This window comes from Streptomyces sp. NBC_01446 (assembly GCF_026340095.1).
Taxonomy (GTDB): Bacteria; Actinomycetota; Actinomycetes; order Streptomycetales; family Streptomycetaceae; genus Streptomyces; species Streptomyces aureus.
Window position 1 is genome coordinate 693,142 of the sequence record NZ_JAPEPO010000003.1, and the last position, 12,694, is coordinate 705,835.

The following is a 12,694-nucleotide window of genomic DNA, read 5'->3' on the forward strand; positions in this document are numbered from 1 at the left end:
GTCGCGTCCCTGCCCGACGTGTTCGGCGTCCTCGTTCACCCACGCCAGGTAGGCCCCTGTCAGCCCACTGCCTACCTGGCCGGACAGGCCCCCCGGCAGCCCATGGCGGGGCCTCAACCCCACGCGCCCGCGCAGCAACTGCCGTGCACTGAGCTGCGGTTGGGCGTGTGATCACCGGTCTCGCGTCCGGTCAGCGCGGTCCTCGGATGCTGTCGATGATGCGAGTCCAGTTGTCGCTGCCATGTCCGTCCTTGATTGCGCGCCGGTAGTGGGCCTGCACGGCCAGTGGGAGCGCGAGGTCAAGGCCGAGTGACGTACTGGTCTCGACGATGTGGTCGGACGTCGCACCCATCATGGTGACCGTGCTGAGGTCGCCGGGATGCTCTCCGGCATCCAGTGCGGCGCCGGGGTTCTCTTCGCCGGCCCTCAGGATGGCGCCGATCGAGTCGGCGGCGGAGAGCAACTCCGGCAGCGCTTCCTTGGCGCTCAGCCCTGCGGTGCCGAGCATCGCGGTGGCGTGCATCAGTGCGGAAAGTGTGGTGAGGAATACCGCGAGTTGGGCTTGGTACATCATCTGGGCGAGACCCGGGTCCTCACCCAGATGCTTTGGTGTTCCGAGCAGTGTCAACGTCGCCAGGTGGCGCTCCATCGCCTCACCGCGGCCGCTGTAGTAGACATACGCTGCCTCCGTGCCGACCATCGGCGCCGGGACCATGACACCTCCGGTGAGGAAGGTCGCGTCGTGGCCCGCCGCCCAGGTGGCCGCCTCGCGTGTGCGGTCAGGAGTGTCAGAGCTCAGGTTGACCAGGGTCCGGCCGGCGAGCGATTCGGGGGCGCCGGCGAGGACGTCGTACATCGCCTGGTAGTCGGTGAGGCTAAGGATGACGAGGTCACTCGCTTCGACCGCCTCGCCGGGTGTCGACGCGAGCCTTGCTCCGGCGGTGACGACACTGTCGGCACGGCTGGCGGTGCGGTTCCAGACGGTGACCGGGTGGCCGGCGGTGAGGAGGGTGCGTGTCATCGCCTGGCCCATCGGGCCAAGCCCGATCACGGTGACAGCACTGTTCTGCCTGGTGGTGTGGTTCTGTTGTTCGTTCACCCCTCCATGCTCGGAGAGCGTCACTAATCTCGGAAGTACCCACTATTTTCTGCGGTACTTACCTTTTTGTAAGGGGATCAGTGATGGCCAAGGCGCCGAGGAGCGGGCCTTACATCTGCGGCATCGACGCTGCGCTCGACGTGGTGAGCGGCAAGTGGAAGGGGCTGATCCTGTGGGACCTCGATGCCCACCGCGTACGCCGCTTTGCTGAGCTGCGTCGCGGTCTGCCAGGAGTGAGCGAGAAGATGCTGACGCAGCACCTGCGTGAGATGGAGGCGGACGGTCTCGTGCTCCGGAGGGTTTATGCCGAGGTGCCGCCGCGGGTGGAATACTCCTTGACTGAGCACGGACGCATGCTCAATCAAGCGCTCGGGCCGCTCGGCGTGTGGGGGGCTGAGCGGATGCGTCGCGAAGGCCACGAAACGGCCGACGTGGCCGAGACCTCACGGGGCTGAATATCCCGGCCCGCAACCCCCATGCGTGCGGGCGCGCCGTTCCTGAGGTCTGAGTGTTGCGGGCTGCGCCGCACTGCACAAAGGCGTCGACAGCATCCCACGTAGTACGGGAGTCGCACGGTTCGTGGCTCTTCCGATCGGTCACCGGTGACCGATCGGAAGAGCCACGAACCGGCACGCTGAACGGGCATGGAAACGGGGAGCCTTCGGGCAGCCTCGTCCCCTAGGTTTCACCCCATGGCCTCATCCGTCGGTCCTGAGGACCGGGTTGCCGAGGCGCGGCCGCGTCTGATGACCCGCCCGCTGCTGTTGCGCTTTGTGACGGTCGTCGGCTCCTCGGCGAGCTTCTTTCTACTGCTGTCGGTCGTCCCGGTGTACGCGCAGAGCGCGCCGGGCGGGGGCAGTGACAAGGCGGGTCTGGTCACCGGTGCGCTGATGCTGGCCACGGTGGTCGGCGAGCTGATAGCTCCATGGCTGGCCGCACGCTGTGGTTATCGCGTGATGCTGGGGGCGGGGTTGTTGTTGCTGGGTGCCCCGGCGCTGGCCCTGACCGTGTCGCGGAGTCTGGCGTGCGTCGTGACGGTGTGCCTTGTCCGGGGGCTCGGCTTCGCGTTCACCTTGGTGGCGGGTGGGGCGCTGACGGCGTCGCTGATCCCGCCCGAGCGCCGCGGGGAGGGACTGGCCCTGATTGGCGTCATGGCAGGTGTGCCGTCGCTGGTGGGCCTGCCGCTCGGGGCCTGGCTGGCATTGCACACGGGGTACGGGCCCGTCTGTTGGGCGGCGGCACTGATCGCGCTGGTCTCCATCGCCGCCGTCCCGGGCCTGCCCGGCCGGGAAGCGGCGTCGGGTCCGCTCTTGGGAATCTTCGCAGGGGCCCGTTCCGGCACGCTCGGCCGCCCCACGGCCGTGTTCGCCGTGACGGCTGTGGGCGCGGGGATCGTCGTCACCTTTCTGCCGCTGGCCGTGGCACCGGGGTATTCCGGCGTGGTCGCGGCGGCACTCTTCATGCAGCCGGCCGCCGCAACCGCGTCCCGCTGGTTCGCCGGTCGGCGTGCCGACCGGCGTGGAGCCGCCGGGCTGATGGTGCCGGGGCTGGTCGCCTCAGCCGCCGGCATCCTCGTCGTTGCCCTCACGGGCGTTCCCGTCGCGGTCGTCGTGGGTGCGGCCGTGTTCGGGGTCGGCTTCGGCATCACCCAGAGCGCAACCATCACGCTGATGTACTCCCGGGTCCCGGCCTCCGGGTACGGGACGGTGAGCGCCCTGTGGAATGTCGCCTACGACGCGGGAATGGGTATCGGCGCGGTCGGCTTCGGCACGGTGGCCGGCCTGACCGGCTACCCCTGGGCATTCGTCCTGACCGCGTTCCTGATGCTGACAGCCCTCATCCCGGCCCGGTGGGACCTCACGGCAGCGCGCAAACAACGTGCGATGGGCAGGAAGGATCAGGCAGTCTCGGAGGAGGGACAACCGTGAACGATGGCCTGCACCCTGTTCAACTCCGCAGACTCGCAAAATGAGATGACTTGTAGGAGCAAGGAGTGGCCGGCATGACGAACGAGGTGCGGCTCGTATGACCAAAGCAGATGAACGTGCGACGCGGGTTCGCGAGGTACGGCGCCGACTCGCACAGGAGGGACCGCCATGGACGCGAGACCACGAGAGAGACTTCGAAACCGTTACGGTGCCCGAACGCCACTGCGATCAACTGCGCGACCTGATGGTCGCCGAGGGAGTCGAGAAGGTTGTCGAGATCGGTCTCGCGTACGCCAGTTCTGCCCTCGCCATCGGTGAGGCTCTGGCAACCGTCAATCCTTCGCTCCCCCGGCACGTCATCATCGACCCGTTTCAACAGCGGGAGTATTCCAACGCCGGTTGGGATCTGCTGTGCTCTGCGGGGCTGGACTCGATCGCCACGCTCATGCTCACACCGTCGTCGACCGCACTCCCTCAGCTCCTCAGCGAAGGCTTCGTGGCCGACGCGGCATTCGTGGACGGCAGTCACCGGTTTCACGAAGTCTTCGTCGATCTCTACTTCCTACGCAAGATCGTCCGGCCCGGGGGCCTGATCGTCATCGACGACGACTGGTGGCCGTCCGTACACACGGCCGCGCAGTACTACGAACGGAACACGGGATGGAAGGTGATCCCGGACGCCTTTCCCGGCAAAACGATCGGTGTCGGTCCTCAGGGCGAACAAGGGCCACGGTGTGTGGCCTATCGCCTGCCTGACCCTTTGTTCGAGCCTTCCTTCGAAGACTTCCGCCCGTGACTGCGGCCAGGGAAGTGACGTATGAGTGCGACCTGATCCGGGGGTTTGCTCCTCCGGCGTCGGGATGATGCCCGCAGAGATGAACGGCCACCTGCTGATCTTCGAAGTGTCGAAGCTCGAAAGAGATCAGCACGATGACCGCACCCGACAGGCTGCCCCTGCACGCCCTCGACGAGGACAATCTCGCCGCGGCGAGTCCCGATCTGCTGCGCGCGATGGTCAAGACGTTCGCCGACGCGCTCATGTCCATATAGGCGGATGCCCTCTGCAACGCCGAATCCGGCCAGGTCAGTGACGAGTGAGTCACCCACCGCCACACTGCGCAGGGGGAGTTACTTCCCGCGCAGGCTGCTGGAACGCCTCCGGCGGGTCGAACAGGCCCCGATCTCGGTGGTCGACACCGTCTATCTGCTCGGTGCCTCCACCCGCCAGGTCGAGAAGCTCGCCCTTGCCCAGCTTCTGAGCGGGGCTGTCCCTCGACTCCACGTGGCCGAGCGCCGCCCCGACCGGCCAGTACTGCCGATGGCCGGTACCACCGCGATCGGGGCGGCTGTGCATCTGCCGGCCACCGCCATCGAGGAGGCCGGAACCTGTCCTCGATGACGGCATCCTGGCCGACAGCTCCTATCGTCTGCTGCCGGCCAGACGGCCCGGCCTCACTTCAGGTGTCGGTCCAAGAACCGGCATCCGTCCTCCAGCTCGAACGACGGGATGCCGGTGTGCCCGCCCAGATTGGCGTGCAGCGTCTTCTCCTTGCTGCCGAAGGCGTCGAACAGGTCCAGGGCCCGTTGCCGGGGGTTGCCTTCGTCGTCCCACTGCAGCAGGAACAACAGCGGAATGGTGACCTGCCGGGCCTCCTCGCGCTGGGCACGGGGCACGTACCCGCCGGCGAAGAAGCCGGCGGCCGCGATGCGCGGCTCGACCACCGCCAGCCGGATGCCGAGGGCGGTCCACCCCCCGGAGTACCCGACCGGGCCGCCGATCTCGGGCAGCTCAAGGAGGGCGTCCAGAGTGGTCTGCCATTCCGGGACCGCCTTTTCGACCAGCGGGCCGATGAAGGACTCGAAGATCTCGTCGACCGGCTCGCCCGCCTGCATCGCCCGGCGGAGGTCGGCACGGGCCTGCTCGTCGGCGGCTGAACGGGGCCGGTCACCGCACCCGGCGGCGTCGATGGTGGCCACCGCGTAGCCGCGCGCCGCGGTGTAGCGGGCCCGGGCCACCAGCCGGGGTTCCGCCTTGGGCAGGCCGTTGTTGTGGGCCATCAGGATCAGCGGGGCCGGTGCGGCGGATCCAGGCGTCCACAGGGTGCCGGGGATCTCGCCGAGGGTGAATTCGCGCTCGAGGATGCCGTCGTCGAGGCGCTGTTCAGAAGTGAAGTGCATGGTCGTGCCTTTCGGGAGGCTCAGAAACGGCGCTCCCGGACGACCTATCGCCCGACCGTGACCCCGGAGGGGAGCACCCATGTCGATACTGCGTTCACGGGTACCACCTCCTCGTTCTCTCGCACGGCCTCCGGAAAAGTAGCAGTGGTCGCCGTGGTCCGCCAAACAGGTTTTTGCGGAGGCTCCGTGGCCGGACGGCACGGAGCGGGACTGTCGATCCTGCGGTGTGGGGTGGTTCGCCCGAAGCCACGGGAAGTCAACGACGAGCTGTGGGCGGTGCGCGCTGCGCCGATGAGAACGACCGCACCGCTGCCGTGACCTTGCGCCCCGGGCCGGAAGGTGTCTGAAAGGTCTGTACCGGCCCGCCCCGAACCGTGTGATCGGAGCCGGTGGAAGGTAAATGCGTCGACAACGCCCCTCGGCACCCGGCAAAGTGGACGCCCGTGACGAGCAGTGAGCTGTGGACCCGTGCGACCGCCGATCGCTACGACGCCGAGGAGACTGAGATGTCCTCGGCCGCCGCTCTCGCGCCGACTCTCGCCTTTCTCGCCGAACTCGCCGGAGACGGCCGGGCACTGGAGTTCGCCATCGGAACCGGACGAGTGGGCGTCCCGCTCCAGGAACGCGGCGTGCAGGTAGCGGGCATCGAACTGTCCGAACACATGGCAGCGGTCCTGCGGCGCAAGATCGACGAGGACACGCTCCCGGTAGCCATCGGGGACATGGCCACCACCGCCGTCCCCGGCGAGTTCACCCTGGTCTATCTCGTCTACAACACCATCACGAACCTGCTCACGCAGGACGAGCAGGTCGAGTGCTTCCGCAACGCCGCACGTCATCTGGGGCCCGGCGGCCGATTCGTCATCGAACTGGGCGTGCCGCCGCTGCGGTTCCTGCCGCCCGGCCAGGTCGCGGTGCCGTTCGACGTCTCTGAGCAGCATGTCGGCTTCGACACCTTCGACCTGGTCGAACAGATCCTCGTCTCGCACCACTTCACCCGCGACGGCGACGACGGCCGTTACCGCCGCGCCAACTCCCGGCACCGGTACGCCTGGCCGGCGGAGCTCGACCTGATGGCACGGATCGCTGGGCTCGAGCTGGAACGTCGCGTCGCGGACTGGGATGGGGAGCCGTTCACCCAGGACTCCGCGAAACACATCTCCGTGTGGCGCAAGCCAACCTGAGGTCGGCCACCGGACTGTCAACGTAAGCCGTGCCTGTCTCGAAACTCCTATCGGGAGTTCAGGCGTCGCCAGCGGATCAGCGCGTATCCGAGGGTGAGGAAGAAGGCCTTCGTGGATGTCGTCACGCATCTCCCAGGGGATCCGCAGGCGGCGGAACCAGTGCATAGTCGCTCAGCGACCCAGGGTTGGGTGCCGAGTCCATAGCCATGTTCGGTGCCCCGGCGGGCGAGTAGCGGCTTCATGTCGAGATCCCAGACCAGGCGGCGGTACGGGGCTGCCGGATAGCGACATGTAGATAGCGACGCGTACCAGCCGGGCACCGAGCGGCAACGGCGCAACCCGGACATGACGGGGACCTCACCTGCGCGACGAGCGCCCTCGGCTCGTCCTGGAGCTGCGAGGACGGCACGCACCGGGGCACCGTCCGCTTCCGTTGGAGTGAAGAACTCGACGGGCTGCCGCCCCTCCACGCCTCAACGCGTCATGGTTCCTCTGAGGCAAACATGATCGAAGGGAGCAGGGTTGTGCATGTCAGGCGTATCGGAACAATCCTGAGCGCTGCCGCGCTCACCGTGCTGGCCGTTCCGGCGAACGCTCACGCCGCAGCAGTCGCCTGCGGCGGCGGTGTGTCGACAGGCCGGATGGCGGTCAACGGCTGCATCAGCGCCCAACGCGGCAAGGAAGGCAAGGTCTACACCCGGGAGATCACGGCGTACATCAAGGCGCGCAACACGGGGCCGAGGGCGGTGAACGTCTCCTACGAGGCGTTCTTTCGTGTCGTCGACGGTGGCTACTGGGTGAAGTTGGGCAGCGGTCGCACCTATGTCCCGGCGGGTGGGACCGTCGAGCCCACGGAGGTGGGAAGCTCGACCCGGGTGTGCGCGCCCGGTGTGAAGGTCGAGATTCGCGTCCACGCCCGCGCCGATGGGGGCGTCTGGAGCGGCTGGTCCACCGCCGGCACGGCACAGTGCCAGACCTGAGCGGCTGACCACGCCATGCCCGAAGGTCGGGGGTTGATAGTGGCGGTCTCACCTCTTCAACAGTCTCCAGTCCCCCACTGCGGCCGGCCTGTTGGTGACGTGCCGTGATACGCGGGGCAGCCGGGCAAGGGTCACGTCCGTGGACGTGACCTGTGCCCCGCCCCACCGCCGAGGACGAGCGAGGCGCGACGGATCAGCCTCCCCGAACATGCTCTGCGCGCAGGCGGCTGCGCCTGTGCTCGTGCTCGTGCTCGTGCTGCCATACGTGCCGCGTCATCAACGGATCCCCCGACAGGAACGAACACCCGATCCGTCTCGAAGGCCTCCGTCCCCTCTGTGTTGGGGAAGGAGGCCTTCGACCGCAGAGCGCCCAACGGAGCCGGATGCCGCAGGTCCGACTCCTGCCGTCCCTGCCACGACGTCCTGACCTCCGCCCGGTGCAACGAGCGGCCACCCGGAGTCCGAGCAGCCACCCTTGCAGGGCCTCAGGCTTGCTCCCCCATGGCGCGCGTGCCCTTTAGCTTGGAACCTGATTCTTATAGCCGCTGGTAGGCTCCGACGCCCCTTCCTTCAGGGACGGTTAGCAATTCACTTCTGCTTGACCGGCGGGCACGTGCCCGTGTCCTCGCCGATGGAGTTGATCTCGGCGTTGGAACGGGAGTCGCCCGCGTAGTCGAGCTGGTCCGTGCACTTCATGTCGGGGTCCTTCGGTGTACCCGATGCCCCGTCGGACTTCTGGGGCTCGGGGCACGTGCCCGTGCTCGCGCCGATGGAGTTGATCTCGGCATTGGAACGGGAGTCGCCTGCGTAGTTGAGCTGGTCGGTGCACTTCGTGCCGGACGGCGACTTCTGGACCGGCGGGCACGTGCCCGTGCTCGCGCCGATGGAGTTGATCTCGGCGTTGGAGCGCGGGTCACCCGCGTAGTTGAGCTGGTCCGTGCACTTGGTGTCGGACTTGGCTGGCGTGCCCGACGGCTTGTCCTTCGCCGTGTCGGACTGCGGATTGCTCGTGGTCACCGATGAGCTGCTCGCGGAAGAGGACGCGGTGTCGGCGCCGTTGTTGTTGCATGCCGTCAGCGCCAGTCCGAGGGCTACTGCGGTCATGGCCAGTGCCGAGATCTTCCGAGTGAGCATGCTGGTGTCCTTTACGTGGGGGCTGTCGCTCCTGGGGAGCGGCGAGTGAGCTGGGCGTGTTCGTCCGTGTGGCTTTCTGTCCTTTCAGACAGACGGAGTGGTTGCCCAGTTGCATCTTGATCGTGCTCAGGACACTTTCGTGACATGACAGTGGTCGCGTCGTGAAGTCCGCATCGGGCGTGCTGCCTACCGAGTGTTCAACCCTGATGCCGCGGAGCAGGCGGGCCCGGGCCGGACGCCACCGCTCCCGCCTGGATGTTGTCCCGGATCCCCCACCGGATCCGCAGACGGCAGAACCAGCGCAGGTGAGCGAACACGCGCTCTACGACACAACGTTGCGTGCCCAGCCCTGTGCCACGCTCGGCCCCTCGGTGGGCGATCACCGGCTTCACCACGAGTGCCCAGACGAGGCGACGGTGCTCGTCGGGGTCGTAACCGCTGTCACCGACCACGACGTTCGGTCGACACCGGAGCCGACCGCGCTTTCCCGCACCTGGCGGAACGGCTTCGAGAGTGGGATGAGCTGGGTGACATCATTGCGACGGCACCTGAGTTGCTGCTGCCTCGCTCATGCTGTCGGACTGACACGACGGTCACGGCAGCACCGAACCACCCCCGCGAGTGGCGTAGCGAGAAAGCCCGAAGGTGCTCGGCATCTCGCCCTTCCTTCCCGCCCGTGCGATCTGCCGAAGCGTCTGGGCGCGGGACGACGCACCAACGAGCCGGTAAACACCAGCGGCGGAGCTCGACGCCTGGATCGTCTTCTGGGGCGAGGCCCGGCAGTCGATGACACCGCCGCGCGCCAGGACCTCGTGGGCTCATACTCGGTGAGTGGACATACGGGTGAAGACCTTCGCGGCTGAGGCCAGAAGCCGATTGTCGGGGGCGTCTGAACTCGGACCCACCTTGGCCGGTTGAATCGTGACCCACGTGGCCTGTGGTTGTGGTGGTTCAGTCGGTTTCTGTAGTCGCAGTGGGGACGCGGCCGAGTTGCCGCCCGCGGCCGCGCATGCGATACGAATCGCCTTTCAGGGAGTGGACCTCGGCGTGATGAACGAGGCGGTCGATCATGGCGGCGGCGACGGTCTCGTCGCCGAAGACCTCTCCCCAGCGTCCGGAGGGTTTGTTGCTGGTGACGATCACGGATGCACGTTCGTATCGGTTCGATATGAGCTGGAAGAACAGGTTGGCGGCTTCGGCTTCGAAAGGGATGTAGCCGACCTCGTCCACGACGATCAGCGGGTAGCGCGAAAGCTTGACCAGCTCGGTCTGGAGGCGGCCGGTGTGGTGGGCGGCGGCCAGGCGGTCGACCCACTCGGCGGCGGTCGCGAAGGCGACGCGGTGGCCGGCCTGGCAGGCACGGACCGCGAGTCCGATCGCCAGGTGTGTCTTGCCCGTGCCCGGCGGGCCCAGGAAAATCGCGTTCTCCTTGCCGGTGATGAAGTCCAACGTTCCCAGATGCGCGAGCTGTTCGCGCGTCATGCCGCGCAGATGGGTGGCATCCAGCTCCTCGATCGTCTTGATCGCGGGGAAGCGGGCGGAGCGGACGCGGGCCTCGCCGCCGTGGGACTCGCGGGCGGCGACCTCGCGTTGCAGACAGGCGACCAGGAACTCGGCGTGAGTCCAGGATTCGTTCCGGGCGCGCTCGGCGAGGCGTTCGGCGGCGTCCAGCAGGGCCGGGGCTTTCATCGCGCGGGAGTAGAAGGCCAGGTCGGAGGCGGTCTGCTCACCGGTCCGGCCGCTGCCGGTCTTCTCCCCGGCCGGAGTGGATGCCGTGGTGGTGGTGCGGGCCATGTCAGAACACCTCGCCTTCGCTCTCGTCGTCACCTGTGCTGCCCTCGTGTGAGGTGAACACCTGGTCGTAGGTGTCCAGTTGGCGCTGTTCGACCTCGATGAGGTCACCGGTGGCGGCTGCCTGGCGGGCCTGGGAGGCGAGGTGGTGGCGGAAATCGCCGCGCAGGGCCTTCGCGGTGCGGGCATGATCGGGATCGGTGATCGTCTGGTGCTTGGCCCAGCAGCGCGGATGGCGGGCCACGACGGCTCCGCCGGGACAAAGTACGGCGATGACCTCGTCGGCGTCGGTGCTGACCTGGATCCGTTTGCCGATGGCCAGGGGATGGACGGAGTAGTCGACGGTGTCGACGCGGATGTAGTGGTCGCGCCCCAGGCGGGTGTGGAAGCGGAACCAGCGGGGCGGGTCGACGGGCGGCAGTGTGAGCATGCCGGCCAGGTCGGCCTCCCACCGGTCGATCGGGCGGGTGCCCAGGGTGCGGTGGATCCGCCGGTTGGCGGTGATCAGCCAGGTGGCCAGCTGGGTGTTGAAATCGGCGGGTCCGCTGAAGGTGCGGCCAGGCAGGAAGCTCGACTCGAGATACCCATTGGCCCGCTCGACCAGCCCTTTCGCTTCTGGATCCCGGGGGCGGCAGAGGAAGACCTTGGTCGCGAGCATCCCGGCGAACGCGGCGAAGTCGGCTGTGACCTTGCCCTGGCCGATACCGGTCTCGTTGTCCCACACCAACATCCGCGGCACCGCACCCCACTGCTTGAGCAGCTGCCAGTGACCGTCGATCAGGTCGCCCGTCATCCGGGTCGGCAGCATCCGCGCGGTGATGATCCGCGAGTAGCCCGAGACCATCACGAGCACGGGCGGCCGGCCCTGCTGCCCGTATCCGAGGGGGATATCGGCCGGCGGGAACCACAGGTCGCACTGGGCCAGCTCGCCAGGCCGATACGTCGTGCGCGAGACCGGATCGACGGGAAGGTAGGCGGGCCGCAGCTCGCGCACGCGGTCTTTGAGGATCGTCATCCCGCGCTCCCAGCCGATCCGCTCCGCGATCACCGTCGTCGGCATCGTCGGGGTCTGTTTCAGCAGCTCACGAATTTGTGGCTCGACCCTGTCGACCGCCGAGCCCTTCAGCGGCCTCGAGTACACCGGCGGCCGGTCGGTGGACAGCGCCCGCTTCACCGTGTTCTTCGAGATTCCCAGATGCCTCGCGATCGCCCTGATCGGCATCACCTCGGCCCGGTGCAGCCTGCGAATCTCTGCCCAGTCCTCCACTTGGATCACCCTTTCCTCCCGATCTCCAATCAAGATCAGGTTGGTATGGATGCCACGAAGTGAGTCCGTTTTGATCCGCCGTCAGAGGGTCACGGTTCAAGCGACGCCGACACCGATTCGATGTCATCTTGCAGGAGTTGGGGTTCGCCGGCCCAGAAATGGATCAGAACCAGGACGCGTATCCACTGGTGATGCATGTCCGGTACCACCGGGGTGACGTCACCGTCGACACGTCTTTGGTGTTGGCGTATGCCGGTGAAGAGTACGTGCATACATCGCCGTTGTGGGCCAGGGGTGCTCCGATCCGCTCACGCCGTGTCACGGTGGGCGAGGATACTGCTCACACGGGGTATCAGATGCGACGGGCCCTTGATAAGCACGCTCAAGCCACCCCCGATCTGCTAGCCCACCGGGATCGCAGCGGCTGAAGCGGTTCATTCAGTACGTGCCCAGCGCGCACTTCATGCCCACTGAAGGGGCGGGACGTCTGGCGCAAGGGTGCAAGGGTGCTCGCGCCAAGGCTGTCTTCTGCCATTGGCCTTCGGACAGACCAACGCCACCGAAGGCTCGTCCGAGTTGAGGCGGGCCCACGACGCCCCGCGTGGGCTCCCGTCACTCGCGCGCAGGCAGCTGGCCCGTCTCAAGTGGAGCGCATGCCTCCAGGCTGGTCCGGCCTTCATCCTCTGGCGCTGACGACCCCCATGCCGTCCATGTAGTCGCGGACCCGCGTGATCAGTCCGCTGTGGACTCGGAGTATCAGGAGACCGGGGACGGTGAAGGTGGTGCCCTTGGTCGGCAGCGTTCCCAGCACGACATGCTCGGCGATGATCACTTCCGGATCGGCGGTCTCGTAGGCCGCGATCTTCCTGACCTCCTGCACCTGGACGGGGCTTGTGCCCCAGGCCGCCCGGTATCCCGCGCGCACGGCCTCGCGTCCCTCGTAGCGCGGGGGAAAACCGGGGGAGGCGAACGGGAACTCGTGCACCGCGTCCATGGCGTAGAGATCGGCCAGATCGTCTGGGGACTTGTCGAGCATGGCCTGGTGGTAGGAGGCCAGCACCTCGCGAGGGGTGCGGACAGCAGGTGTGTCCGGATGCGACACAGGGCCACTCCATTCGTTCAACACTTGTTGA

Annotated in this window: 11 protein-coding genes and 1 pseudogene; 6 read left to right on the forward strand and 6 right to left on the reverse strand. The window is 67.2% G+C overall.

What is annotated here, in order from left to right; genetic code table 11:
• Window positions 1-190: 190 nt before the first annotated feature.
• A complete protein-coding gene (locus OG456_RS47780; RefSeq protein ID WP_266571356.1) occupies window positions 191-1,099 on the reverse strand; it encodes an NAD(P)-dependent oxidoreductase in 909 nt (302 codons plus the stop codon).
• Window positions 1,100-1,182: 83 nt separating this feature from the next.
• Here OG456_RS47780 and OG456_RS47785 point away from each other — a divergent pair, with 83 nt between their 5' ends.
• The 4 genes and pseudogenes from OG456_RS47785 to OG456_RS47800 form a co-directional block, all read left to right on the forward strand.
• Window positions 1,183-1,554 (forward strand): helix-turn-helix domain-containing protein, encoded by a 372-nt coding sequence (locus OG456_RS47785; RefSeq protein WP_266571357.1) that lies wholly within the window; start codon window positions 1,183-1,185, stop codon window positions 1,552-1,554.
• Between the two features lie 237 nt (window positions 1,555-1,791).
• Entirely contained in the window at window positions 1,792-3,027 is a 1,236-nt protein-coding gene (locus OG456_RS47790; RefSeq protein ID WP_266571358.1) for an MFS transporter, read from the forward strand.
• 97 nt (window positions 3,028-3,124) lie between these two features.
• The gene (locus tag OG456_RS47795) at window positions 3,125-3,823 is read left to right on the forward strand and encodes a class I SAM-dependent methyltransferase (RefSeq protein WP_266571359.1); all 699 of its coding nucleotides are present in this window, start codon (window positions 3,125-3,127) and stop codon (window positions 3,821-3,823) included.
• A gap of 134 nt (window positions 3,824-3,957) precedes the next feature.
• Window positions 3,958-4,267: pseudogene (locus OG456_RS47800) on the forward strand (transposase); the annotation flags it as partial.
• A 212-nt stretch (window positions 4,268-4,479) separates the two neighbouring features.
• Here the strand turns inward: OG456_RS47800 and OG456_RS47805 are convergent.
• Window positions 4,480-5,205, reverse strand: a complete 726-nt coding sequence (locus OG456_RS47805; RefSeq protein WP_266571360.1) for a dienelactone hydrolase family protein — start codon at window positions 5,203-5,205, stop codon at window positions 4,480-4,482.
• 443 nt (window positions 5,206-5,648) lie between these two features.
• Between OG456_RS47805 and OG456_RS47810 the strand changes: the two genes are divergently transcribed.
• Together OG456_RS47810 and OG456_RS47815 are read left to right on the forward strand one after the other, a co-directional pair.
• Complete coding sequence (locus tag OG456_RS47810; RefSeq protein WP_266571361.1) at window positions 5,649-6,389, forward strand: class I SAM-dependent methyltransferase; 741 nt, start codon at window positions 5,649-5,651, stop codon at window positions 6,387-6,389.
• Between the two features lie 524 nt (window positions 6,390-6,913).
• Entirely contained in the window at window positions 6,914-7,369 is a 456-nt protein-coding gene (locus tag OG456_RS47815; RefSeq protein WP_266571362.1) for a hypothetical protein, read from the forward strand.
• 588 nt (window positions 7,370-7,957) lie between these two features.
• On the opposite strand, the gene OG456_RS47820 is transcribed toward OG456_RS47815, so the two are convergent.
• The 4 genes from OG456_RS47820 to OG456_RS47835 form a co-directional block, all read right to left on the reverse strand.
• Window positions 7,958-8,503: a hypothetical protein gene (locus OG456_RS47820; RefSeq protein WP_266571363.1), complete on the reverse strand. Its 546-nt coding sequence runs from the start codon at window positions 8,501-8,503 to the stop codon at window positions 7,958-7,960.
• A 951-nt stretch (window positions 8,504-9,454) separates the two neighbouring features.
• Window positions 9,455-10,297 carry an IS21-like element helper ATPase IstB gene (gene istB / locus OG456_RS47825; RefSeq protein ID WP_266571364.1) on the reverse strand — a complete coding sequence of 281 codons (843 nt, stop codon included), beginning with the start codon at window positions 10,295-10,297 and terminating at the stop codon, window positions 9,455-9,457.
• A gap of 1 nt (window position 10,298) precedes the next feature.
• Window positions 10,299-11,561 carry an IS21 family transposase gene (gene istA / locus OG456_RS47830; protein ID WP_266571365.1) on the reverse strand — a complete coding sequence of 421 codons (1,263 nt, stop codon included), beginning with the start codon at window positions 11,559-11,561 and terminating at the stop codon, window positions 10,299-10,301.
• Window positions 11,562-12,237: 676 nt separating this feature from the next.
• On the reverse strand, window positions 12,238-12,663 hold the full coding sequence (locus OG456_RS47835) for a nuclear transport factor 2 family protein (protein WP_266571366.1): 426 nt from the start codon (window positions 12,661-12,663) through the stop codon (window positions 12,238-12,240).
• Between the last annotated feature and the right edge of the window lie 31 nt (window positions 12,664-12,694).